We start from the raw sequence: 25,522 nt of genomic DNA on the forward strand, positions 1-25,522 counted from the left end.
GTAAGAGGTTTTCACAGGTCAATCTTCAAATTAAAAAACTAAACATAATAGTCAAATCGAGTGGTAGTTTTTTGATGAAAACTAGCGCAAAAAAATAATCAGGCCCGATTGCCCCGCTAAAACAGTCCGCAAAGAATCGAAACTGGTGGCGAAAGAGTCTGGCGTTTGGCGGACTTGGAAGAGCGGCCCTTTAGAGCAGTGGCAAAGTCGTTATCGCGCTTTCCCGTTATCCGCTACGCTGGTTTTCGTCCGCCATCACGGGCTACAGGACATACATCTTACTGTCCTAGCTGAACATTTGGCCTGTCCTGACTCCGGCGTTGTCAAAGCCGGGTTTCATTGTCCCTATCGCTGACACGGAGAGCAGCAGTTGAGTGATGAGAACGTTGTTTGGACAAACGCGAAATTTGGTAAGGCTCAAGGCTGCCGTGTTTTATCGGATTGCATTTTCAACAAATCAACATGCTGAGGGGAACATCCCTTGTATTAACGTTAATACAACGGGTCGCACTGTGATTGCTGCAGATGGTCTTTAACCTTTGTTTGGACATCCAGGAGGTTCGGGGAATCGGAATGAGGTCGACAGAGACTACTCGAAGGCATTTCACCCACCAAACAACCCCCACGAGATTTCGATGGTAACCCCGGGGCAGAGTAGTCGGGTGACCACTTGAAGCCGTCTTTCAGATTCCGGCGGGACTCTTTGAGGTAAGTTCCGAAGCCTCCATATCGGTCTCACCCGGATCGAACTCGGTACAATCGAAGTATGGGCGTTGAAAAGGGGAGGGGATCTTGAAACAAATGCACTATCAGAGTCTGGCCCGACGATTTCACAATTTCCAACCGCCCAAGCCTCTCAAATAGGTCCTGATGAGAATAAAGTGCTCAGGCTGATTCGAAGATTCCGGGCAATTAATCGCAGGTTCAAAAGCGAGAGATTCCGTTCCCCTCGTTCGACAGAACCAATAAAAGTGCGATGCAATTGACATTTCTCAGCCAATTCCGCTTGAGTCCAACCTTTCTTTTCCCGAACTTCTCGGATCCGGGATCCAAGTAAGCGGAGGAATTCTTGATCGTCGAGATTCATACTTGACGACCATCCTGCCACTACCGATGATGTGTTTAAGTATCATTTTGGAGATGTCTTTAAGTTTCCTTCGACGGATCGCCTCCGCCTAAAACCTACCGTATCCCAGCCGGCTTCGATAAGCGAAGCCAATTCTGCACTGAGGAATTCCTTTGTTACAGGAACCTTCAGGAGATTTCGCTCGCATGAAACTCACCTCCTGGCTCGAGAGAGCCGCTCGTATCCTCCTGCTGGTCTCCATCGCATTAGTCGTCGTCGGATCCTGGACAGATCTATCCCTACGCCCAGCACATCCCGAGCGAGAATCACTCATCGCATCCTTCCTTCCTCCCGCAGGTTCCGAACGGACCTATTTGGAACAACTGGCACAAAGCGATCCACAAGCCTTGGAATTCTACCTGCAGCTGACACCCACCTCCGAGCGGCGGGAAGCTTTAAGTTCCCTGGCCGAAAAAGCCGTTCTAAAGCAACCTTGTATCCGTTATGAACTCTGCAAGAGGATCGCCCGGGAATCGGCGACGACGGCCCCCGAGAAGGCTCGATTTCTGATTGCGCAGTCGGCCTATTTGAAAAGCCTCGAACATGATCCTCAACGGCAGAAGGGATATTTGGACGCTTTGAGCAAAGATCCTCACGCCGTTCGGAACGGTTTTACAGGATGGGATCACGCCGTTCGGGCGGCTCTGGCGGATCCTGATCTGTGGTCTTATTACCAAGACGAGAAGAGCACTCAAACGAGTCCTTTCTGGCTGGATGAGGTACTACTGACGATCCTTCAGTTGACTCCAGACGGCCAGGAACTCAAGCATTCTCCGGAGTTGGTGCGAGAGATTGTTGCCGCCGCCCGGAAGTATGATCCGATTGCTCGTCGAATCGTCCGCGACCTTCAGTTAGGAGCAGAGGGAATGCTCCTGTTAATCCAATACGGACCGCTGATCGAGCAAGCCGTTCGCGAGCAGTTGGATCTTCAGGAAGTGCTCGAAATCCTCTACGCTAACCCGGGAGAATTCGAAGGGGGGGAATCGTCGGAGTTGGTCCTTCAGATGAAAGAGATCTATTCGAAGAACCCCGCTGTTTGGAATTCCGCCCGTCACTTTCCTTTATGCTGGAAACTCCATCGCGAGTTTCCCAAGGAGGCTTCCCAACTGCTCGAGAAATTCGCGGTCGATGATATCGCGAGCTTCCTCTACCTCCACTACCCGGAGCAAATGCCCGAAGCGATCTCCGCCCTGCGGTCAACAGGAGATGCCGCTTTAGGTACGCTGAGACATTTCGCGGAAGTCCGAAGTGATAATCGGGAGATCTTCAAGGACCTTCTGAAAAAGCAGGGATGGCGAGTGATACCCTATTATTTGAAGTACGGCGACTCGGGACTGCAGCGTCTTCGAGAAAACCCTGAAGATACCAAGTGGCTGGATAAGGATTTCGATGCGGAGGGCCATATCGTCAATCCGGGCTGGATCGCGGATCTCCCGGTTCTCTCGGGTCCAGTAATGGCTTTTCGGCACGGAATCGAGGGGACACTCGAATGGGAGGAGGTCGGCTGGGCCGCTTTAGATTTGACAGATGCGGCTGCCTTGGTGGGTACCTCCGGTGTTTCGTTAATTTGGTCAGTCGCCAAGAATTCCGCCAAGATCGGCTCCAAGAAAGCTCTGAAGCGTGTGTTACCCCGGGAGGCTCGGGAGATCCTGCTTCAAGAAACGAAATCTATAACAGCCAAACCAGCGATCAGTCGAGTCGCTAAGCGTCAGGCGTTCCGCGATAAGTCGCTTCCCTCTCTACTTCGGACGGCTTCGCAACCGACGGGATCGGGAAAGTACCTACTCTCGCACGGAACGCATCTGATTCTTCCTCAGTTGAGTATGTCGCTGCAGACCGTTCTCAAAAACATTCAGCTAGCCGTTCAGAAAGTTGAAAAGACAATTCCAAAAATCCGAGATCTTCGGCAGAGCCTTTCCCCTGCGAATTCCCGGGCGTCGGCGCGTTCCGAAAATCTTCCTTCGGAGGAGTTTCTGCTATATCTGAAGCACCCCGATCAACTAGTGGTGCTCCAAACGCAGCTATTCGATGTCTCCCTCCTGAGTCGTTGGAATTCGCCTTCGGAGTTTCTGGAGCCAGGCTCTACCGTAAACTTCGGCACAGATATCAGCGCCACGGAATTGGCCGAAGAGATTCTCTCGTTTTGGAGTCCGGCTTCCAGGGTGTTTCCCGTTCAAGACGTAGAGAACCCAGTCAGAAAAATAGGCTTTTTTCTCGCGCTGGGCTCGCTCACTTTGTTTATCCTAGTCGGAGCAATTCGATACCATTTAGTTCGTCCTTGGGCACCGGATCGGATCTTGATCGGTTCGATGATTTTGTGTTTCGTCGTACTCGGTTTGAGCATCCGAGTCTTCTTTAGTGCTTCCTCGCCTGCCAGTTCGGAGTTGACTCTGGCTCGCCTGAAACAGGATTCCCTCTGCTGGGAGCAGCGATTGGCCGAAGTGTTGGACAGTTCCGACCCGACGGTTTTGAGAGAACGAGATCTGTTGGTCGAAACCGTTCTGCAAGATTATCGCCAGCAATTATCGGAAAGCTCCGGTCGGTCCGATCTCCAAAGAAAAGAACAGTCGCTCCGGCTTCTCAAACGGTTCTTCCCTATTCTCGCGAGAGCCCAAGTGGAGAATTTGATCGCTGAAGTCCATCGGCTTCGAGAGGAGCAGGATTATAAGAAGGTGCAGTCGGAATTCGAAAACGGAATTTCTTCCTTCAAGGAATCGGCCCAGCGATTTCTATCCGAATATCCCCGTTCCGAATCCAAAAAGGAAGTCCACAAATGGATTAATGAAAAGATCGGTAAAGAGGTTGGGGACCTTCGAGTGAAGATTCAGCAGATCGAGAATAGCAATCTCTCGGGAATCGCGGAACGAGCCAAAGAACTGGCGAAACTCTGCGATCAGCTTTCTCGGACGGATCCCGAACGAAATCGCATCCAATCCGCCTTGAAAGTCGCACACCTATTGATGAGTGAAAAAGAGTTCACCCTGGCTTTGCGTAATTCTGGCGAGTTCCAAGTCGCGGAATTCCACCGGGTCGTGATTACTTGCGGAGACGAAACGGTTCATTCTTGCACCAGCCCTTCGCGAGTCCAAATTCAAGATTGGACGGACGAATTCAAGCTGAAGTGGCAGCCGGAAAAATCAATCAAAATCGAGCTTCGCCTCGGCAGTACCGTAATATTTTCCAGATCCCTTTGTGCCGAGACTGAAGTGAAGGGAGAGTGGTCTATCTTGGACTTGAATGGCAAGAAAGAACTCGAAGTCAGATCGGCTCGATTCCTGGGAACTCCCTATGTCACATTGGAGATACTGGATTTCACCTCGGAGGAGGAAAAAGCCTTTAGAACCTATTTCCTCGGCAAGGATTGGTAAGGATTTTCGGATTACTTTACAGGATCGGAAGTGATCCCTAGCTCGGAGAAGAATGAGTAGCGGGATCGATGATTATTACCAAACCCAGTGGGGCGAATCAGTTCTGGCTTTCTAGTTGCTCAACGTGTTTTTACCGATTCCTGACGCCCGCGAGTTTCGAATGCTGGCAGCAAGGTTTCTAAAATTGAGCTCCGATAGAGGCGAATAGCAGACCGAGGGCTAGGGGATTATTGGCGAAATTCGAGACACCTGCAGCAGGGGCATTTAGGAAAGCGATCTATGAGTTCCATTTACCGACTTGAAGATTTGTTACCGCGCTGGCAGGAAAGGATGGCTCCACTAGTTGCGGACCAAACGGAGGCTTTGGTCGAAGAAATGCTCCGGCCGATGCCGACCTGGATCAACTCCGCTGACCCCGCGCAGCAGTATCAGCTGGAAGATACCCTGCGTCGAAAAGCCGAAGAATTGGCAGTTACCACTCTACTGCCCCAGGGGCTGGATTGGCTAAACCAGCAAAATTTCGGACCTTCGCCCGCAAAGTCAGAAAGAGTCAAGATCGAACTCCTTTCGGCGATTCGTCAGAGAATTCCCGCTTGCCAACTGTTCCTTCCCAAGCCGACTCAGGAAATCCCGACGCGATCCTGGGTATACTCGGCCGCCTTGGGGGCCGGAATTGGATGCCTCCTCCTCACGCCGTTGAGTTTACTGTTACTAGGAGAGCGGGAACCCGGTTTAGCGTTAGGAGGCGTCGTAGGAGCGGGTTCGGCTGTCGGTGCTATCGGTTGGCTCTCGCGGCAATCGAAATTCCAACGTTACGCGGAATTCATCCTGGCGGCGACGACACTGACTTCCGGGGTAGTAGGACTCTATAGGTTAATCCGCCGGGACTCTTTAGGATTGCTGAAAACGGCCGGCTGGTTCGGAGCCGGCTGGCTATTAGTAACCTTGGCCCGACCGAGAAAGGTCGGGTTGTCCCATTCGGAAAGCGGGGAGATCCTCCAACCGCAGGTTCGAGCCTACTTGAATCATCTTGCCGACCTGGTTTTAAGTTTGTGCTGGTCGCACCCCGACCGAGAGGACAAAATTCTCTCATCCTCCTCGGAATCGAACGGAATTCCCGAATCGATTGCCGACGCTCTGGGAGTCATTCGCCAAATCTGCGACGATCCCCAATCCGCCGAAAAACATTTATCAGGTGCCGTCCGGATTTTGATGCAGCGCATTCGCGACCAGGGATACGAATGGCGGACGATTCCTTCCGGTACGCTCTATTCCGACGATCTGAAAAACTTGTTCGAAGTATTCGGGATGGTCGAGATCGGTCAACCTGTGGAAACTTTGAATCCGGCCTGGGTCCATCGGGGGCAGGTACTTAAAGCGGGTCTCGTACGAAAGATCTAATCGATTCCTGGGAGAATAGATATGGCGTCTTCACTTCCCAACGGCATGAAAGAACTGCCACTTTTGGGATACATAGGAATCGATTTTGGAACCAGCACTACCCATATTGCAGTCTGTTATCTCGACGGCAATACGGTTCCGCAGGCAGTTCCTCTGGCCGGTAAATCCTCGATTCTTACCTGTCTGTTATTGAGAGAAGCCAACTCCAACGGCGAGGCTGTCGTCGCCTATGGGGAAAAGGCTCTGAGGACTTGGTTCACTCTGAGTGATTCAGAACGAAAGAATCATCGTTTCGCAGTCGGTTTCAAACCCGATATTATTAGTGGCTCGCGGGCGGGAATTGCTCAAAGCGACTCCAGAGCGTTTTTGACCAAATGCTTTCAGGCCGTTCGAGAGAGTGGCGTAGTTCGAGCTCTGGGCCGAGAAGAAGGAATGCCGGTCGTGATTGGCGTTCCGGCCGAAATCAGCGAACTGCAAAAGCGTACGACGGCCGAGCTGGCGGAACAGGCCGGGTTCGGAAAGGTGAACTCTTTAGAAGAACCGCTCGGGGCCTTAGCCTATCATCTGGCGGATGGCTCGGTATCGGGAGCGGAAGCCCGTACCGGGGTCTTGGTGATCGATTTTGGTGGCGGGACTCTGGATATCGCTTGGCTGAACTCCTCAAAAGGAATGGCAGCTCCTTGGGGAGATCCCCTTCTGGGAGGCCGGTTATTCGATGACATCTTTTATCAGTGGCTTCTTCAACAGAATCCGCAGATCGAATTATCCGATGCCGATCAATTCTTCGTTTGGCAAGCGACTTGTCGCGAACTCAAGGAAAAGTTCAGTACCCACTGGCAGGACGAATTGGATAGCTCCCAAAAGCCCGCTCTTGAGGCGATTGAATACCAAGATCTTTTGGCCCTTCCCGGACGCCGGTTCGCAGAGTTTCGAGGAAGTGTACCAGAGTTCTTGAATCGAACTCAGCGATACCGGCCTAGCTCTGTCGCCCAAGAGTATTTTTCGAAAGTTGATTCCCGGTTGCGGGATTTAGGAAAAGAGAAGCCGGTCGATCTCCTGGATTGGATTCGAAGAGAACTCACGCGCGGGTTCAACCAGAATCAACATCCCCTGGCGTTGATTATCTTGACCGGCGGGAGCTGTAAGTGGCCGTTCATGCGAGACTTGGCCGTCGACGCCTTCGGCCTCAAGCGGGAGTGTGTCCGACGGTCTCCCGATCCGGAAACAACGATCGGTTCGGGATTGGCAGTTTACAACGTATTGAAGCATCGGAATGCCCTGAAACGGCAAAAGTTACACGAAGAGTTCCCGACGTATAAAGAAAAATTCCAGAGGAGGGTCGAGGAGAAAATCGACGAGTTTACCCGGCAAACCGCTATGGCTGTCGTGCTCCCTTTGATGAAGCAGGTCGAATCTCTCTTTCTCAAGTGGTATAGCGAAGGGGGGGCCCTGAAATCGGTACAGGAAAACATCCAGACATTTGTTGAAAACTACGATGTCAAAAACACATTACAAGCCCGCGACAAACTGCTTGCTGAAGACTTGATGCGATTGATTCGAGATTACCTGGGGATCTGGCTCAAGGAGCATTCGATCCACCGCAAAGTCGAGGATTTGCTTCCTCCCGGAACGCTCACGGTTCCTGTTCCAGAATTAGGGAGTTTTACCAATGAGATCACCAAAATCATTTCTAATCTCGTCGTAATCGGACTGACCGGAACCATTTTTGGAATCGTGTATTTGGCCGCCCATGGCACGCATATTCTGGCGCATCCCTTGACCGGATTGCCGATCGCACTCGCTTCGGCACTCGCGGCTGGCCTCGGTTTCCAGCGAATCGAGGAACCACTCCGCCGCAAAGTCCTCGAGTTTGAGTGGGGTCAAAACTCTTTGAAGGCTCTCAAGCTCGCACTTTCTGAGAATCGATTGAAAGAGAAAATCGCCGAAAGTCAGCAAAAAGCGATTCAGGAGATCCAGGATCTCTTGAAGGGAGCAGGTCCTCGCGATCAAGCTCCGACTGCGGCAAGACCATCTTCCTCCTGGAACAACCTACAAGAACTTCGGGCCCGCGTGACCGGGCAGTTTGAAGATATTGTCAACAAGGTGATCGAAGATCTGGGAGTACTCGAAGAGATTCGACGAGATTAGTGGGCGTCGAGTGAGGGATGTGTTATCGTGTCTGCTCAGTGGATTTGCTAATTACAATGCTTCGCTGGGTCTCCGGTTATCGCTGAGATGGTTTCGCAGTCCGATCAAAATTTCCAAAGGGAAGCGTAGCCTTGGCTCTAAACCAGGTCAAAGGAAATAGAGCTTCAAAACCGGTTCGATCCAGCCTCGAATACTCCTAGAGAAAAGAACATCTTCAATTCCCCGATCTTGTGAATCAGTAAAGGTATATTGCTGTTGGGCGAAACAGCAGGCGGCAGACAAACAGAAAAGCCGCTCGCATCGCCAAGTCGATCAAGATTCGTGCAGTCTCCAGAAAACGTATTAACGTTAATACAACTCATTTCCGCTTACCGCGGAAACAGTTGACGCGTCGAAACATGTGCATGCCTTGAAGCGCATCTAAATAGAAAGCCAAAGCCCTAGGGTTGTCCATCGTTAAAAGGCTCTGCTTATAACTGAATATGTTTGCCACAAACGATTGCAACTCAGAATCTTTTCGACTCATCAGCTGCAAAAAGTTTTCGTGCTCCAGATCGCGACGCACCCATCGAGGCGATTCGACCATTGTATCCTTGACGAGTATTACGCCCGAACGATGCACCGCGACAGAATCCTTGGAGAAACTCTCCGAAGTCAGCACCGCGCCGCCGGCAGCATAAGCATCGAACTCAGAATACAAAGTCATTTTGTCGCGGTGCACGTGTCCGTCGATAAAGTCAACAAATTCACGAGCCAACTGTCCGGACCAGATGATGGGATTACTAGGCACATACGAAGGAATCGACACACCAACTCGGTAACCCAGCAAAACCATTTGCCGGTTTTGACGATCAGAAAGTAGTTTCTGACAGGTCCGGTAAACGGGAGCTACAACTCGTCTCGCGTAACAAAACGGACAGAACGACGCAAAGTTACAAACACGCAAAGGAGCCATCAAACAGCTAGCACCAACCGGAGGACAATTCACAGCGAAATTGTAACGAGACTCGCTAGAAAAACGAGAGAGCAACTGCGTGTCGCGAAGCCGGCGAAGTTGCTTTCGATACTTCCCCTGGATAGCGGACGTATCTTTAGCTACGCCCGCGATCGATGTCATCATCATACGTATTAAAGGGGAAAATTTTCGCGACGTAAACCGAAAAGTTAACGTTGGGAAATCAGAATCAGCCATGTTAAGACCTCGAAGAGTATAGAAGAAATATTTTTTATAGCTTGCCACTATTTATTATTTTTGTTTTACTAAGCACCGCAATAAACCACAAAAAATTGGCCGTTCCAGATGCTAAGTAAACCAAGTTCTGAGTTTGAGGTTAGTTTCTTCTCTTTCTCTTTCTCTATAGAAAGAGAAGAAATGCCGCCGCCCTTGCGGGCGTCGTGGGCGAAAGGCATTTTTATTTCCAAAAACCAAAACCAAACGAAACGAACTTGCGACAAAAGCGCAGACCGAGTTCCGACAAAGCGCAGAAGCGAGTTCCGACAGTGTGAGTGGCGCGCGTTTGTATTAACGATAATACGCGCTCACGCTCGTCGACGAAGTTTGCGGCGCCAGTTTGCCGGATAGTCGACACCGTGTCGCGACAGAGTTTGTTTGAGTTCTCGAAAAGCGCTATCGCCGAAGTTCGGTATGGTTCCGAAGAAACTCGGTTTCTGTTGCAGCAGCTGGTCGACGTAAAGGATATGGTGCTTCTCGAGCGCGTTGGCGATGCGTACCGGCAGGTCCAGTTCTGCGATAGCGCGGTCCTGCGGTTTGACTTCGATGATCGGCGGACGTCTTCGTCTTGCTTTCGACATTTTTAATCCTGTCCGATGATGTGTTTTTCAACTATCCTCTCACACTTTCTCAGCTTTTTTATCTTTTCCAAATCTACCCAAGTTGCGCTAGAGTTTTTCTCTTTTACAATTTGCGGACAACTTTTGCCTTTAGCGTCTAGGTCGAGAAGAGTTTTGATCGCTGAGTCTACTGCGAGTTCTGAGAATCCGTAGACCTTTTTCATTGCGATTCGAAGCAGCACAAGTTTTGCCGGATTTTCTTTTTTGTCGAGTGCCCTTGCTGGTGTTCCAACTGTATTAGCTCCCCGCAGGATAAAACTCCGACTCTGTCGCTCAGTCCCGAGTTGTTCGAGTGCGGATTTAGATTACGCGGATCGTACGGCTCGATGATGATATCTCTGCCGATCTGCGGGGCGTTTCAGAACCTGCGAATACAGCCATAGTTGTACTTTCGTTATAATGTTAATAAAGACGTACAAGCTCTTCAACACCTTAGGCGAGTAGAAGGGTCGGATAAGGGGCTCCGAAACGATTCTGGTTGATTTTTTGGCTATTAGCGTTGATTTAGAAAGCGATCAGCCGTCCGATTGTACGACAAACAGTTAATTATTTAGATGAAGGTTTAAATATGTATCTGAAAGAAGTGTTGACAGATCGTTTCCAGCGTTTTTTGTTCCTGGTTATTTTCCCGCCGCAGCTTCTGAGGAAGAGCAGCCCATCCAGGTTGCTTTCGTGTACGCTGGTGCAGAGCTTTTTGGCAGCGAGAATCCAGGTATCTTGCAATCGTCGAATCGCATCTCGGCCGAGTCCTTGTCGCACATCGGAATCTTTGACGACCAAGCGTCGAATGCGAACGGCAGCTTCTACCTACTTGTATATCACCACGCCTCTAATAGTGCTTCCTACTTTCAACAATCGAACTAAATGATTTCGACTTTTTGTCCGCTGTGCCGTCAGGACTTTGGCGCACCATCGCTCTCCGGGAAAAGCGTCTTACAAACTACGTGCGGTTGCTTCCGCTTCGGCTTGCTCGATCCAGATAAAACTCAAATCGTCCGTTGTTATCCTTTGTGGGGCCTGAGTAGGATTTTCGAGGAGTTTTTCTAAATCGAACTCCTCCATAGCAATCCGAGCTAACTTGGATAATTTATCCGCCATCTGATTCCATACGAGCAACTCTCGTCTATCCTAGTTCCAATTCAGAATTAATTCGTTTCTGTAATATACGTCGAACAGATTCCAGATCGCCGCGTTTTTCATTCCGCCGCGATCTCGATCATTGCCGCTATCGGCGACGTTCGCACTATCCGTGAATATCTGAACTTGCAAGAGGCGGCGTACGCCAGTCTCTTCTCGTTCTCTGTCGAGACTAGCGATCAGACCTGCGGGATGGCCGGGTGCTGGAGTTGGCCGGTGATGCGGGCCTCGTTGGCGAACCGGCGGCGGCACCGAGATTACTCTCATTCACGAGAGCTTCGAGAATATCGAAAGTCAAAAGGGCCATTGCCACGGCTGGACGGGATCGTTGCAACAGTAGGCTGCTTTGCTGGAAAAAGAATGGTCGAAACGATCGAAATAAGTCTAACGACGGCCTGATTGGGTCCTCCGGGAGTTATCTAACTCCTGGCGGACGGACGATGATCCGCAGTCTGCTCTCACGCCTTCACAACGCATCCGCTAACTTCGCTAAAGAGCTTTCAATGCGATAATATTTTTGAATTTTGCATTTTTTTGAGATTGCTTCCTTTCCAGTCGATCATTACACTTTGAGACTCTCTCCAAACCATTAAGGCGAGCAAGTTCTGGTTCTCGCCAGCCATGGTTATTCCCGTTCCTTTTAATCGAAGATAGAACTGATAAGCGACCTTCCCTGATCGGCGATTCGGACGATAGGGATGGGAGCCCAATGCCCTGTTTTCAACCAAAGAAATCGAGTATCGAATAAAGGCGTATCCATGCCAATTGCGTTTCGCTGCGAATCCTGTCAAGTCAAGTTGAAGGCGCCCGATGGGTCGTCGGGCCGGTCTATCGCCTGTCCCGGTTGTAAAACGCGGGTGACCATTCCTACACCCCCTTCGGAAGATGAAGTAGCCGCCGCATTACTGTTGGATTCGCCCATTTCTGAGGATACTCCCTCCGCCCCCGAAGTGAACACTTCCGAACCGGATTGTTATGATTCGGATCCCTTGTCCAAGACCGAGCGGAAGAATACCCTTCTCAAGCAGTTCGAGGATCCGCCCCAGGCGAAAATTCCGGTCGGAGGCCAACTTCACGCCCCGCCTTCGAAGCCAAAAGTCTCCCCAGTGAAATCGAACGATCCGCCGGGCTGGTTTCGCCACTTGCACTGGTTGCTGATCGCCGCGCTGATACCTTTGGCATTTTCGCTACTGCGTAAGCCATCGGAGGCGGACGAACCGATTCCCCGACTTCTAAGAACACTTGAAAATTCCAACCCTGAAGTAGAACATCGCATCACTGCGGCACTCGAAAGCAGCAATGATCCAGAGGCCGCTTTTGAACGGATTTTCGAAATATTACCCCAGCACAAATTCGATGGGGCCTTCCTGCCTCGTAACAGCAAACTTCACTGGCTTTTCGCGGGTCTCTCCGCCACTGTCTTTTTGATATTCATTTACTCTCTGTCTCTATTCGGCACTGCCGACCCCAAGCGATTACTTTGGATCGGGCTCTTTACCGGCACAGTTGGCGTGCTGATGTTATTTTTGTTTCAGTACATCGCCGATGCGACCTATGGGGTGACTCTGATCGGCCGTAGCGTGCTGATCATTTTCTTTTACATCGTCAAATTCATTGGGTTCTCTTATCGTGCGGCCACCGACCCGGATAACGGCTTTCTGCTCAGCTTCGTCGGCTTTACTCTTGGAGTCGGCTTTTGCGAAGAGGTGTGCAAGGCCGTTCCGCTCTTGTTTAAACATTCCCAGCAGGAAAGCCAAAGCTGGCGAAATGCGTTCCTCTGGGGGATGGCCTCGAGCGCGGGATTCGGCATCTCGGAGGCCGTGGTTTACGCGGGTGGGCAATACAACGGCATTTCCAGTTCAGGCATCTATTTGGTCCGCTTTATATCCTGCGTCGCGTTGCATGCACTTTGGACTGGTTCCGCAGCCATTACGATTCAACAGAAACCGGACTGGGTGAATACCGATGGCTGGTTCGAGTACGGGGCGAGTCTCTTCCGAATACTGGCGATACCGATCGTGTTGCATGGCCTCTACGACACGTTCCTGAAGAAAGACATGAATGCGCTGGCTTTACTGACGGCCTTAGCCAGCTTCGGTTATCTGGCCTTCCAGTTGAGCCGCTTGCAGGGAGAGGATGACCGTAACCGAACCGATGCCATGCTTCGCGATTATCAGCGCAAGAAAAAGGCAATGGCATAGTTGGTTCTGGCGAAGAGACGAGTCCAATTACTTGGGAGGGGGTCTTCATATAAACAGCATCATTCTGCCGGCCGTTCTAGTGCTGGCGGTTCAGACGATTCAATCCGAGCTCCGGCAAAAGTCGACTCGATTGGTTAAGCAGTTAGGAGTTGGTTCGTTTCGCCGGCGGGCAGCGGCCTCCAAGGAACTGATTGACCTGAGCCTAAATTCGCGGTTGGCGCTGGAGGCTGGGGCGAAGAGTAACGATCCCGAGATCAAGTAGCACTGTCTGTCTCTTCTGGTCGCAATCGAGAAGAACGTTTGGAACCGCCGCATTCGCTTATTCACAAACGATCCTTCTCATTCGCTGCCGGGCTGGAAAACGTTCAGTGAAAAATTTGGGACGGATGAGTTGACTCGCGAAAGGTCAGGCTAGACGAGCCGTTAATGTCAGCCTCACTCTTCGAAATTTTCTGATCGATTAGTATATCACCGAGTATGAACTTTGCGGGAGTGACTGGGCAACCTCCGGCGAGAAACTCTTGGACTCACTTGCTCTAGAACTTGGAAGCTTCTCGATCAGTCATTGTAATTGTCGAGAGTTGTATCGATACCTGCGATTTTATCCTACTTATCCTGCAAGTGTGGATAGACTTTCCCCACGGTTAGTAGCAATGTTGGTATCCGTTCAGTCGACGTCAGGTCTAGCTACCCGTTTAAATGGAACCAACTCTTCTCTATTCAGGCGCTTTTCACCCAGCTAGACGGCAGCAGTTCGGGCAGTTGGTCTTTCGGCGTGATGGGTACCAACTCTAAAAGTTTCACTGCTCAGCTTTTTTGGCCTTCAACCTGATGGTACACTCTTAATCTTAGAGGACGGCCAGCTCATAGGTAAAATCCTCGCTCCAGTCCCACCACCAGAAAATGTTCTCTTCACAACCTCATTTGAAATTGCTTTCGGAAAAGAGACTTTTGCCGTTGGCGGGCCTGTTATCGATATGATCCACAACTTCTCAATTGAGGTAGAAAAGGTCGTGGATCGCTTTTCAAAGGAGCTAGTGTAGCGTCTCACACGGAAGGTATTTTATCCAAGGTAGCTCGAGCCCGGCGGACTTTATCCAGAATCACGTCGGCTTTGGCAGTCCACTGGAATCTTTTTCCCGCATGGTTGGGATGGTCGATGTAGTCTTCAATCGCCGCGATCAACTGCGGCACGCTTTGAAATGGGCCTCGACGCAGTCGTTTGTCCGTCAAGTCGCGAAACCGGCGTTCCACCAGATTCATCCAGGGACTACTTATGGGGATGAAATGCATGCGGAATCGAGGATGTCGGGCGAGCCAAGGCTGCACCTTGGGATGCTTACGATCTTCGCCCGCAGGACCAGCCGAGCGGAAATACTTCGTCCCCGAGACCAAAAAGCCAACGTTTGTCGTTCCTCGTCCGACAGCGAAATTGGCAGGGCGATTTTCATGGGTTTTCTCTTCATCTATAGAATGAACTGCCAAAAAGTAACGCTATTTCTGAGACACTACACTAGGGATGGCACAACCGAATCCGTTCTGCAAACGAAATGGTCATCCCTAGAAAGAAGGAGAGTGTGGTCTTCCAAGGACGATGCTGCGTGTGGGACTTCGAGTACCTACTGCAAGTGCTGACGAGAAGTGGCACCTCGTAAGCACTGAACATCACCGCTTAGCTCATTCCGAAGTCCTATACCATATGTTGAAGGATCACTTTGATTTGGGAACTCTATTTTTGAGGAGATCTTCTTTCAAAAAGATCTGCCGATTAATTTCCGCATGCTTACTCTCGACCATGTCTTCACCGATTAGTTCGAATTGTTTTAATGCTTCGGCGTACTGACCGCAGTAGTAACTGAAAACCGCATAGCGTCCGCGATAGTAATTATCATCAGGATTAACCGCTAGATAAGCCGCGAACACTTTCGACATTTCTTGAAAGAATTTGGGATCCTTAAAGTGCTCCAATTTCGCTTCTTTTGGAAGTCGAAGCGCTTCTACGTATTTTTCGTCCAAGTATTGGACCGAGATCACATCCCGATTGTTTCCGCAATCGCGGCAGGCTTCTAGAAATTCCCAAAGGGAACCTTCGTCTCCGTACCATTTGGGACTTAGCCATTCTCTCATGATCCCAATTGAATTTCTATCATAATTCCGATTCCCTATGCTTCGCCGAAACCAAGTCTCAATTGATTTGCGATCCCCTTTTCCGATTCCGAGCTCAACACGCATGCGTGCTTCCGCGATAATGGGACTGGGTTCCAATTTCCAGGCAGTTTCCAATAATTCTTTAGCTTGATTCAATCGCTCAGTGAATTTTTTAAGGCCTTCTTCGGTTGTTTTGTCGATCGTTCCATAGCCTCTGGCTTCCCAAGCGTATTGGACCATCCAGCTGCCTTTGGTTCGAATCCTCTTAGTTTCGAATTTGTTGCATTTGGCTAAGGCGGCATCGACAGTTTCCCAGGCTTTTTCGGATCTATCCCCCAGGTTTTTGAAGCCGTTGATTAATTCTGAACAAGCATAGTGCCAGCGATACTCCATCAAGGGGGTGGGGGCGTCCTTCAGGCTACTTTCCACCAGAAGATCCAGGGCCTGCATAAGAATTTTCCGTATTTCCGCCTTTTCCGCCTCCTTCCAGGCCGCGGAATTCTGGGCAGGTGTGACTCCGAGAAACACTTCCATTTCCAGTTTCACGGCGGACGGGTAATAGCTCTTCGGAACATCCTTACCCACTTGCAAAAAAAGATTCAGAAGGCCTTGAGGATTTGCCAGGTTAGCTTGATCCATGCTCCGAAGAGCGGCGTATCGAACCAGAATATCCTGACATCCAGACTTCCGAGCTCGAGCGGCAGCATCCTGTGTCGCACGCGGTAGATAGGGTGTCATTTGATTGCTCAGCATATACTCCACGAAACCATCCGACACCTTTTTAACATCCCCATCCCACGACGCATTTTTGACACCTTGCTTTTCATACGGCTTCACATAACTTTCGATCAACCAGGCTCGATCCGCCTCCTCATTTTTTTTGCGCTGGGAAGCATCGAGAGGCAGCACATATTTTTCCCGGGCTGAAGTACCTGGCAAAATCCAGATCAGCTGAACGGTTAATCCAAACAAAAAGGAGCGAGACATGGGGATTCTCTGGTTTTGGCTAAAAAAAATCGTTGAAAGGTCTACTTTGCTCCAACAGTGAGTGTAAGTCAATGAAAAAGCATCGCTTGCCGAGTCTGTTTCAAAACAAGTCTTCGGCACCCTTATTAAGCCCAACCAAACAATTGGCGAAACGAAACAATCTTGGCCGGAACTGTGAGGCGACCGTTTCCCGACGCCCAATGAAAAAGTGTTTTCTGCTTTTGCCAAGGAATCTCTGTTTGCCAAACGGGCTATCGTGCCAGGAAGGAGGATTGGAAGTGCTCAGAGAGAACTCGCGGGTGGTTAAGACCTGGAGCTTGTTGGTCTTACTTTCCCTAGATTCTAACCGCTCTGCCAAGGACGTGGTCAACTCCAACCGCGTGAGTTGGCTTTAACGGTTCCAGAACTGTTTTGTGTCCAGTTATAAGGCAATAGTTTGGAAGTTGCTCTTTCGGTGTGATCGGCACACGACCCGAAGCAGCCGTAGACGGGAGTTCTTACGCCCGGTCAAGTCGGAATCACGAAAAGTGGCCCTTTAGGGAATAAACCGTTATTCTGCTTGACCGGCCCGTCGGCTGCTTCAAGTTGCCATCAAGAAGGCCGTGGGGGGGCGGAACCTGAATGGAAGAAAGATTTGATCGGTTGAGCAACCAAATCGGCCAATAAAATTCCACGGTAGAATGTTCACCGGAATCGGAGCAAAGGAATAGATAGTTGGAAAATCGCTGGATTGGAGCAAAAATTGGAAAAGGCGACAGACTTCCTCGTTAAATCGATGTCGGTGAGTTGCTCACATCGGGTGCCAGAAAAATTCTCTGCTTTCTAGCGGTAGGCCGCGCCGCCCCTTCAACGCTTCGCAACCCGGACCAGCTTCGCATTTCTAGGTCGCAAGAGAAATTTCGTAATCTAAGAGTTGCTAAAAAGAATCTTCTTTTTTTGCGGTATTCAACGAACGAACGAGGTTATTTTTTACCTCTACTCCTTCTCAGGTGGAGTGCTTCGTTGCGAATAATTCCGATTGTGCATTAATTCTCGCCTATTTTGCGATTCCTACAACGAATTTGACCAAATGACGAGGATTAAAGGTAAAAATACTCGATAACTTGGTTGATTTTCACGCAAGTACACAGTGTTGCATGAGAGCCTCTTCCCTAGCAGACTCTCAGAATGAGAAACCTTTTTGGGTAACCAACCGCAGAAGCCATTGGCGTTGTACTGATTGTGTAATTTTCCCTATATCAATTGCACTATTGGTCGGGAAGTCCAGAGGTTAGTACGAAAGCCGAAGTCTCGAGAGTGACGAAGCAGCCAAGAACGGACTTCCTGAATTTGCTACTCGGTCATTTTCGGTGTCGGACCAGAATTTAAACAGCTTTCAGTCTCTCCTCTCCTCGAACTTTGTGCCAGAAGATCCAGCGATACAGGTTGGGGGAATTGATCTCGAGTATGATGGCCAGCCTCTGAATCATTTGGACTTCCAGAACCAGTTGAACTGCCAGACGGCAACGATTGTCCTGCTCTTGGCGATTGTTGATTTTCTGGACCAGGAAAGGTGTAGTTTGTGAAGTCACGACCATGGAATGGCCACAACGAAACGGCAATTTGTCGGATTGAAAACTATCCGAAAGAATGCAATTCCTTACCGAGACTTTGCAGGTTTTTCAATGGGTATGTTAAAGTGTAGAGGAGTCGATGATTAAAAGCGAAAAAATAACAAACCAAGCCAGAGATCACTCGTGGCAAGGGATTGTTCGAGCGCTGAAGAGGTTTGCATTTAACATTTTTAAAATTGTTATTTTTATTATATCGTTGTTTAAATCAACTGATGACAGCCACGTAGTCAGTTCTATTTGCCTAAGTAAAAAAGCATCTCCATATGTTATGGTAGTAACAAAAAGCTTAGAAATACAGTATGGATTTGCTATCGTATTAATAATTGCTGGAATATGATGCGAATTGTTGCTCTCATAAGCATTTTTGAAAACTATATAGGTGTGATAGTAATCTTCGTTAGAGTCAAGCAGTATTTTTTTAACCTTAGAAACAGAAAGCAATACCAACCAAGGGTCTGTTTTTGAAAATTCAGCTAAATATTTTAGATGTTTTGAAGTAAGGATCTCCACAAATGAGAAATATTTCTTGATAAAAATACTTCTCGAAGAGAATCTGCTTGGGCTTGATGATATTGAAAGGTCATACCTGGTAGCGATAGTATAGGCAAGACTCATAAATTCTAAATGACTAGGATCTAATTTGATCTCATTTTCAATCAGCCATTTAAATGCAACAATAGCAATATTCGCTGGGTTGATTTGATCTATCGGATCTAAAAAGGAATCTAAAGAAATTGAGTAATTTAAAGCAACGAGTACTCTTATCGAGGTTGTTTTCGGCTCTTCCGTTTTTAGGCGCAACTCTCGGCGAATCGGTCATTTTGGGATAGATTGCAATTGAGAGTACTTTTCCTGGTTCACGGAAGAGCCTATGACGACGACTACCATTGCCATAGACATGGACATCCCTGCCGGAGTGAGCGTTGGCGAATACGAACGCATCGACGGGGGCCACGCCTTTCACGTGAGTTGGCAGTTGCCCGACAATCTTTGTTGCGAGACATGCCAGCGAGAGTCTCGGCTTCAATTGGTGGAGAAGAACAAGTTTCTGAGCATCCGCGATCTGGATTTGTGGGGTAAGCCGAGCTTTTTCGTGTACCAGGAGTTGTATCACCGCTGCCCGTCGTGCGGTCACCGTCAATCGCTGTTGCCGCCGTTCAAGCGTCGGGATGTGAAATATACGTTTCGCTTCGAGGAGCAGGTGCTGGTCAGTCTGATCGGGAGCACAGCCGAAGACGTGGCAGTGCGTTTGGGGATCGCCGCGGAGACGGTGGAACGAATCGTCAAGAACCGGATAGAGGACGCCAAGGCGAAGCAGATCGATCCGCAGCGGAAGATCGAGCGTTTGGGTCTGGATGAGATCAGCAGGGGCATAAGGGATATGCGACCATTCTCACAGACCTGACGAATGCGGAGCGTCTGGAGATTCTCGCTTTGTCCAAGGGGCGTGACGAAGCAGCGGGGCAAGCGTGTTTGACGCGTTTGTCGGCCGAACAACGGTCGGCGGTGCGTTGGCATCATACGGACATGAGCCTGGCGTATTTGAAGGCTTGCGGCGTGCATTTACCCAACAGCCAGTCGGTAATAGATCGCTTTCACGTCGCCAAGAAATTGGGTGAGGTGGCGGACGATCTGCGAAAAAAAACTATCGAGCCTACAAGCGAAGTTTGAGCGGGGAAGCCCGCAAGAAGCTGCGTTCTCAGATGCACGACTTCCGGCGTCGTCCCGAAGGATTTGAATCCGGAGCAGGTCCAGGCCCTCGAGGATTTGTTCGAGAAGGTGCCTCGGTTGGGAGCGATCTATAATCTGCGTTGGGAGGCGACCAAGATCTTCGATAGTGCCCCCAACCGAGCCGAAGCCTCGCGATTGCTGGAGGATTGGATCGCCCAAGCCCGTGAGACCGAGTTGGATTGGGAACCGATCATCACCACGCTCAAGAACAACAGGGAGGGGATCTTAGCCTACTTCGAGGAACGCAAAAGCAGCGGCCCGGTGGAAGGTCTCAATACCAAGATTCGGGTAGTGCTACGCCGAAGTTATGGAATTCAGAGTCTAACTACGCTCTGGACGAGAGTACTCCTGGACGTGAATTGGGCTGCGAAAAAATTAGGGCCGACCATTGCAGAGATTCGCAGCTTCGTCAACCAGATCCAGAAGCATTTCTCTAGATGCTACACCTAGAAACGGAAGAGCCTTGTTTTCGCATATTCACTTATACTAGACGTGTGAGCGTCGCGTGAATTATACAGACGCAATAATTTTTCCTCAAGTTCTTCGGGGCCGGTATCTTTCCGGAATTCCGCCAAACAGTATTGCAACATAATCACTTGATAAGTATAAATTCCAGGGCGGAGCAGCCATTGAATTAAAGCAGTTGTGAGCAAATTATCGCTTTTCATAAACCATGTAACATGAATTTTTTTAAGGATTTCAGGAAGAAAAGGGTGCACTGATTTCGTCTCAACAAGACTTTCGTAAAATTCCAACGGTACAGAAGCATCAAAAACCAGATCGAATATTTGGTCTTCTATCGTGTCTGATGAGAATTGAGAAAGTATATTGTCAAATTGAGAAAAATAGTCGATTACACTAACGTTCATAGACTCACTCAATCAGAGGATTTTAGGGAAAATTAGTTTGTTCAAAAAGTGTCGATCATTACTCGATATTTATTAGTTTATTGAGAGAATATTTCTATTCATCTTTTGGATTTTGTAATAGTCAAAAATATCTGAATTTTGAATCGCGGGTACTACAGTTGACGAAACCGGCGAATTTTAAAAAAAACATTCGTGGCACCTTTGATGGAAAAAGTGAACACAAAAAAACCAACTATCTTTTTCAGACACTTCGCGATAGTCGCTCCAGTTAACTTTCGATGGAATATTCCAATTTCCGCATTGTCACCTGTAACTGACACCTCATCTTCAATCTTACGATGTACTGCGACCACCATTTTCTCGCTCCTCCCGACTTCCATTTGTGGTCAAAATTACTCCCCAATTTATCGCTCAGCAAAAGTTGCAACTACCAGCCTAGTTTTTACTTGGTGTGATCACGTCGGTCACGCCGTTTTTCTTTGATTGCGTCCTCGAGGGAACTAACTTTATTTCCAGGCTATCTGAGTAGCCGACCACGAAGTATTCGTTGTTCAGCTTCTTGTCCTCAACCTTAACAAATTCATTTTAGAACCTGTAGTTACCTTTGAGCGACGAATTTTTCAGGTTTTCAGTGGTTACAAGTGGGTTAAGACATCAAAAATTTGAATTTTGTGTAATAAAGCATAGTATTTATCGAGAAATCCAAATCAAAAATGAACAATCCTCTCTCGATGTGCAAATCACTTTTCGCGTTGATATAGCTGGAACTCTAGATCCGTCATCAGCTTGTGAACTGCCTCATAGATAACGGACACAGAGTTAAGCTATTTTAGCTGCCCTTTCGTACTCGTCTGGGGAAACGTACTCCAGACTCGAATGCCTTTTAATTCGATTGTAGAACATCTCGTTCTATACGCAGTCGATCGTTCTCGGTCCGTAGACAAGCTGGTTCATTATCCAACACACCCCGAACGCCGTTGCCGAGAAAGTCCTTGTCGTCGATCTTGGTGAGTTCGTTGATCCACATCTTAATCGTCTGCGAGGTGACTCCCACTGATCTGGCCGCCTCTGCGGAAGACTGTCCCGTACAGTCACCAACACCACGGTGGCCTTCTTGTACTCGGTGGAATGCTAATTACAAGGACGCTTGACATTAGACTTCTCCATCCGACACCTCCCGAGTTAGCTTATCCGCTTAACTCCGTGTCCGTTATCTATGAAGAACTCCAATGCTGTAATTCGGAATCCGATAACAAATGAGCAGCAGATGGTTTACATCCTCAATCTTTAACAGCGACGTTAAACGACTTCGCCAGTCCGGACCGGAAAAATTCCTGGAACAAATATAAATCCGAAAAAGCCTGCTGCCAATGTAGGAATCGATTCGATTACAGTCCCAATTCTTCCTATCGTTGAAGCGCCTCTTCCTGCCCAGACGGGTGGCGGAGAAGTGGGTAATGGCAATCTTGGATATGGATTCACGGTTATCGGTAATATCGGTAAAGGATTATTTATTCCTGGATAAAATGGGAGTAAGGGATCAAGATGATTTGAAGGACCATTTGGAGCTGGCAATGGCCGACCGACGGGTACAGGCGCTCCAGGCTGTAGTATATCTGGTGGAAATAGTTCGTGTATAATATCTTGGATATCTTGCGGATTTTTAAATTAAAAAATTTACAAAATATTGCTAACATAAATGATAGTAATGTTAATATCTTTATCTCTTGTTTGATAGGCCAAAGATGCGCGTCATTAAGCCCTCCCATTTTCTGGCCTTCTCTATAGCGATTTAAAATACTATCTATAACCTCTGAAATCGCTTCGTCGATCTTTTTGCAAGACCAATTTTCCGGTAAGCATTTATGCCTGGGGTTAAAAACATAATCTTCGAGCAGTTGAATTAAAGAATTTCTCCCTCCTAATCCAGATCGTTCATTATAATGCAGGCTCTTCCGTTTCTAGGTGTAGCATTCAGAGAAATACTTCTGGATCTGGTTGACGAAGCCGCGAATCTCCGCAATGGTCGGCCCTAATTTTTTCGCTGCCCAATTCACGTCCAGGAGTATTCTCGTCCAGAGCGTAGTTAGACTCTGAATTCCATAACTCCGACGTAGCACTACCCGAATCTTGGTATTGAGTCCTTCCACCGGGCCGCTGCTTTTGCGTTCCTCGAAGTAGGCTAAGATCCCCTCCCAATTGTTCTTGAGCATCGTGATGAACGGCTCCCAATCCATCTCGGTCTCGCGGGCCTGGACGATCCAATCTTCCAACAGTCGCGAGGCTTCGGCTCGGTTCGGGGCACTATCGAAGATTTTGGTCGCCTCCCAACGCAGATGGTAGATCGTTCCCAACGAAGGCACCTTCTCGAACAAATCCTCGAGGGCCTGGACCTGCTCCGGATTCAAATCCTCGGGACGACGCCGGAAGTCGTGCATCTGAGAACGCAGCTTCTTGCGGGCTTCCCCGCTCAAACTTCGCTTGTAGGCTCGATAGTTTTTTTTCGCAGATCGTCTGCCACCTCCCCCAATTTCTTGGCGACGTGAAAGCGATCTATCACCGACTGGCTGTTGGGTAAATGCACGCCGCAAGCCTTCAAATACGCCGGGCTCATGTCCGTATGATGCCAACGCACCCCCGCACGTTGCTGGGCCGACAAACGCTCCAAACACGCTCGCCCCGCTGCTTCGTCGCGACCCTTGGACAGAGCCAGAATCTCCGGACGCTCCCCATTCGTCAGGTCCGTCAATATTGTCGCATATCCCTTATGCCCCTTACGCAGGCTGATCTCATCCAGACCCAAACGCTCGATCTTCCGCTGGGGATCGATCTGCTTCGCCTTGGCGTCCTCTATCCGGTTCTTGACGATTCGCTCCACCGTCTCCGCGGCGATCCCCAAACGCACTGCCACGTCTTCGGCTGTGCTCCCGATCAGACTGACCAGCACCTGCTCCTCGAAGCGGAACGTATATTTCACATCCCGACGCTTGAAGGGCGGCAACAGCGATTGACGGTGACCGCACGACGGACAGCGGTGATACACCTCCTGGTACACGAAAAAGCTCGGCTTACCCCACAAATCCAGATCGCGGATGCTCAGAAACTTGTTCTTCTCCACCAATTGAAGCCGAGACTCTCGCTGGCATGTCTCGCAACAAAGATTGTCGGGCAACTCCCAACTCACGTGAAAGGCGTGGCCCCCGTCGATGCGTTCGTATTCGCCAACGCTCACTCCGGCAGGAACGTCCATGTCTATGGCAATGGTAGTCGTCGTCATCGGCTCTTCCGTGAACCAGGAAAAGGGTACTCTCAATTGCAATCTATCCCAAAATGACCGATTCGCCGAGAGTTGCGCCTAAAAACGGAAGAACCATAATGCAGGCGTGCATTTGGTGTGTTTATATCCTCTATATACAGTCCAAATTGATCCAAAATATATGATGCACGCCTACTTGCTAAACCTAGAGGATCAGTCTCATTTAACGGTGAATTAAGCTCAAATGAGTAGTAATTGTTATTTTGCAAAATCAATCCAATTGGATCATTTTGCATCCAACGCTCCAAAGTTGGGCTATACATTCGATTTCTAAAATCGTAGAGACTAGTAGCTTCAAGCTCTCCGCCCTGGTGCAAAAACTTCCAATTATAAGCACTGCTGCTTATCGATCCCCAGGAGGAGTTCAAATAAGAAGCTCTAACAAAACCCCTGCTTGGTATGGCATTTGCGCTCCAGAATCTAGCCCGGATTCAGGAGCGCTGTCATGGCTCGTTCAGAATTACCCGATGAATTTTGGCAAGAGATTGAACCTTTACTTCCTCCCGATACGCTTCCCGGCGAGCAAGGGGGACGGCCGCGCATACCCAATAAAACGGCCATGCGAGGCATCTTTTACATTCTGACCACCGGAATCCGCTGGGAGGATATCCCTCGCGAAATCGGATGCAGCGGCATGACTTGCTGGCGTCGTCTCAGAGACTGGCAGAAACTCTCCTTATGGGATCAATTGCATCGTTTGATTTTGGCGCAGTTGCGTAAGGCCGAGAAGATCGACCTCTCTTTGGTCGTCGTCGATAGCACGATTTCTCGAACCGTTGGCGGGGGAGAGCAGACCGGCCCCAACCCTACGGATCGACGTAAACCCGGCACTAAACAGCACTTAATTGTCGATCGCAACGGTATTCCCCTGGAGATACGCGTCACCGGAGCTAATCGCCACGATGTGAGGGAGATCATTCCTCTGGTCATCAATATACCAGCGATAGGAGGAAAGCCCGGTGCTCCGATTCATAAGCCCAAGGTCGTGCAAGCGGATCGAGCCTACCACGATCAATGGGTGGATGCGTTGCTCTATTGGATGGGCATCATTCCGCGCATCGCTAAGCGAAATACTCCTCACGGCAGCGGCTTGGGGAAAACTCGGTTCGTGGTCGAGCGAACCATATCTTGGATTCGAGGGTTGCGGAGATTGCGAGTGAGGTTCGACCGCCACGATTACATTTACCAAGCCTGGAATTCTCTCGCCATGGCATTTATCTGCTGGAGAACTTTAATCGAATAACCCAATTGCAATTTTTTAAAAACAGGGTTTTGTTAGAGGTTCTTACGCTTTTGTGTTTGATTTGCCTGGACGCATTAATTTTCATTCAGACATGGATAAAAGTATGGCAGTATTCGCCTCTGCGAAGATTCGTCGACTCGTGGCCTTCAGACATCACCCTTGAGTCCTATATGGCAGTGAAATTCAAGCCGAAATCGGGCTGCCCTTGTTTCGGAAACAGAATCAACTTTACTACCCCAGAGTCATCGCCCTGGAGAGCAAAAAAGCTTTACGCGCTGGTCTACCTGGAGTGCCTGGTGCATTCCCTGTCCTATCAGATCATCGCGACGAAAGCAGTTTCGCCCGAGAAGTTGTATTAACGTTAATACAAACTGTAGCGATAC

At 49.2% G+C, this 25,522-nt stretch carries 20 protein-coding genes and 1 pseudogene; 7 read left to right on the forward strand and 14 right to left on the reverse strand.

Annotation, left to right across the window (positions count from 1 at the left end; all coding sequences use genetic code 11):
• Positions 1–856: 856 nt before the first annotated feature.
• On the reverse strand, positions 857–1,087 hold the full coding sequence (locus KIH39_RS22820) for a helix-turn-helix domain-containing protein (protein WP_213495749.1): 231 nt from the start codon (positions 1,085–1,087) through the stop codon (positions 857–859).
• A 185-nt stretch (positions 1,088–1,272) separates the two neighbouring features.
• On the opposite strand from KIH39_RS22820, the gene KIH39_RS22825 reads away from it, so the two are divergent.
• The 3 genes from KIH39_RS22825 (at position 1,273) to KIH39_RS22835 (ending at position 8,043) form a co-directional block, all read left to right on the forward strand.
• Positions 1,273–4,494: an AAA family ATPase gene (locus KIH39_RS22825; RefSeq protein WP_213495751.1), complete on the forward strand. Its 3,222-nt coding sequence runs from the start codon at positions 1,273–1,275 to the stop codon at positions 4,492–4,494.
• A 279-nt stretch (positions 4,495–4,773) separates the two neighbouring features.
• On the forward strand, positions 4,774–5,895 hold the full coding sequence (locus KIH39_RS22830; RefSeq protein ID WP_213495752.1) for a hypothetical protein: 1,122 nt from the start codon (positions 4,774–4,776) through the stop codon (positions 5,893–5,895).
• Between the two features lie 21 nt (positions 5,896–5,916).
• Entirely contained in the window at positions 5,917–8,043 is a 2,127-nt protein-coding gene (locus KIH39_RS22835) for an Hsp70 family protein (protein ID WP_213495753.1), read from the forward strand.
• A gap of 358 nt (positions 8,044–8,401) precedes the next feature.
• Here the strand turns inward: KIH39_RS22835 and KIH39_RS22840 are convergent, their stop codons facing one another.
• From KIH39_RS22840 to KIH39_RS22860, 5 genes are all read right to left on the reverse strand, one after another.
• Positions 8,402–9,235 (reverse strand): hypothetical protein, encoded by an 834-nt coding sequence (locus tag KIH39_RS22840; RefSeq protein ID WP_213495755.1) that lies wholly within the window; start codon positions 9,233–9,235, stop codon positions 8,402–8,404.
• A gap of 68 nt (positions 9,236–9,303) precedes the next feature.
• Positions 9,304–9,453: a hypothetical protein gene (locus KIH39_RS22845; RefSeq protein WP_213495757.1), complete on the reverse strand. Its 150-nt coding sequence runs from the start codon at positions 9,451–9,453 to the stop codon at positions 9,304–9,306.
• Between the two features lie 129 nt (positions 9,454–9,582).
• A complete protein-coding gene (locus KIH39_RS22850; RefSeq protein WP_213495759.1) occupies positions 9,583–9,855 on the reverse strand; it encodes a DNA-directed RNA polymerase subunit alpha C-terminal domain-containing protein in 273 nt (90 codons plus the stop codon).
• Between the two features lie 972 nt (positions 9,856–10,827).
• A complete protein-coding gene (locus KIH39_RS22855) occupies positions 10,828–10,992 on the reverse strand; it encodes a hypothetical protein (protein ID WP_213495761.1) in 165 nt (54 codons plus the stop codon).
• A gap of 30 nt (positions 10,993–11,022) precedes the next feature.
• On the reverse strand, positions 11,023–11,298 hold the full coding sequence (locus KIH39_RS22860) for a hypothetical protein (protein WP_213495763.1): 276 nt from the start codon (positions 11,296–11,298) through the stop codon (positions 11,023–11,025).
• A 491-nt stretch (positions 11,299–11,789) separates the two neighbouring features.
• Here KIH39_RS22860 and KIH39_RS22865 point away from each other — a divergent pair, with 491 nt between their 5' ends.
• Positions 11,790–13,232 (forward strand): PrsW family glutamic-type intramembrane protease, encoded by a 1,443-nt coding sequence (locus KIH39_RS22865; protein WP_213495765.1) that lies wholly within the window; start codon positions 11,790–11,792, stop codon positions 13,230–13,232.
• A 1,047-nt stretch (positions 13,233–14,279) separates the two neighbouring features.
• Here the strand turns inward: KIH39_RS22865 and KIH39_RS22870 are convergent.
• The 4 genes from KIH39_RS22870 to KIH39_RS22885 all read right to left on the reverse strand — a co-directional run bounded on the left by KIH39_RS22870 (position 14,280) and on the right by KIH39_RS22885 (position 18,781).
• Positions 14,280–14,717 carry a hypothetical protein gene (locus KIH39_RS22870; protein ID WP_213495767.1) on the reverse strand — a complete coding sequence of 146 codons (438 nt, stop codon included), beginning with the start codon at positions 14,715–14,717 and terminating at the stop codon, positions 14,280–14,282.
• Positions 14,718–14,942: 225 nt separating this feature from the next.
• Positions 14,943–16,367 carry a hypothetical protein gene (locus tag KIH39_RS22875; protein WP_213495769.1) on the reverse strand — a complete coding sequence of 475 codons (1,425 nt, stop codon included), beginning with the start codon at positions 16,365–16,367 and terminating at the stop codon, positions 14,943–14,945.
• Between the two features lie 1,364 nt (positions 16,368–17,731).
• Positions 17,732–17,944, reverse strand: coding sequence for a hypothetical protein (locus KIH39_RS22880; protein WP_213495771.1), 213 nt, complete (start codon positions 17,942–17,944; stop codon positions 17,732–17,734).
• Positions 17,945–18,097: 153 nt separating this feature from the next.
• On the reverse strand, positions 18,098–18,781 hold the full coding sequence (locus KIH39_RS22885; RefSeq protein ID WP_213495773.1) for a hypothetical protein: 684 nt from the start codon (positions 18,779–18,781) through the stop codon (positions 18,098–18,100).
• 70 nt (positions 18,782–18,851) lie between these two features.
• On the opposite strand from KIH39_RS22885, the gene KIH39_RS22890 reads away from it, so the two are divergent.
• Together KIH39_RS22890 and KIH39_RS26725 are read left to right on the forward strand one after the other, a co-directional pair.
• Positions 18,852–19,385 (forward strand): hypothetical protein, encoded by a 534-nt coding sequence (locus tag KIH39_RS22890; protein ID WP_213495774.1) that lies wholly within the window; start codon positions 18,852–18,854, stop codon positions 19,383–19,385.
• A gap of 20 nt (positions 19,386–19,405) precedes the next feature.
• Positions 19,406–20,161: pseudogene (locus tag KIH39_RS26725) on the forward strand (ISL3 family transposase).
• Here KIH39_RS26725 and KIH39_RS22905 read toward each other — a convergent pair.
• The 4 genes from KIH39_RS22905 to KIH39_RS27300 all read right to left on the reverse strand — a co-directional run bounded on the left by KIH39_RS22905 (position 20,158) and on the right by KIH39_RS27300 (position 24,264).
• Entirely contained in the window at positions 20,158–20,580 is a 423-nt protein-coding gene (locus KIH39_RS22905; protein ID WP_213495778.1) for a hypothetical protein, read from the reverse strand. The pseudogene KIH39_RS26725 and the gene KIH39_RS22905 sit on opposite strands and share 4 nt — an antisense overlap.
• A 1,961-nt stretch (positions 20,581–22,541) precedes the next feature.
• Positions 22,542–23,054 carry a transposase gene (locus KIH39_RS22910; RefSeq protein WP_213495780.1) on the reverse strand — a complete coding sequence of 171 codons (513 nt, stop codon included), beginning with the start codon at positions 23,052–23,054 and terminating at the stop codon, positions 22,542–22,544.
• Positions 23,051–23,857, reverse strand: coding sequence for a transposase (locus KIH39_RS22915; RefSeq protein WP_213495783.1), 807 nt, complete (start codon positions 23,855–23,857; stop codon positions 23,051–23,053). The genes KIH39_RS22910 and KIH39_RS22915 overlap by 4 nt, the downstream gene beginning before the upstream one ends.
• A 32-nt stretch (positions 23,858–23,889) precedes the next feature.
• Complete coding sequence (locus tag KIH39_RS27300; RefSeq protein WP_213495785.1) at positions 23,890–24,264, reverse strand: RHS repeat domain-containing protein; 375 nt, start codon at positions 24,262–24,264, stop codon at positions 23,890–23,892.
• Between the two features lie 77 nt (positions 24,265–24,341).
• Between KIH39_RS27300 and KIH39_RS22925 the strand changes: the two genes are divergently transcribed.
• Entirely contained in the window at positions 24,342–25,139 is a 798-nt protein-coding gene (locus KIH39_RS22925) for an IS5 family transposase (RefSeq protein WP_213495787.1), read from the forward strand.
• Positions 25,140–25,522: the final 383 nt, after the last annotated feature.

The organism is Telmatocola sphagniphila (genome assembly GCF_018398935.1).
GTDB lineage: Bacteria > Planctomycetota > Planctomycetia > Gemmatales > Gemmataceae > Telmatocola > Telmatocola sphagniphila.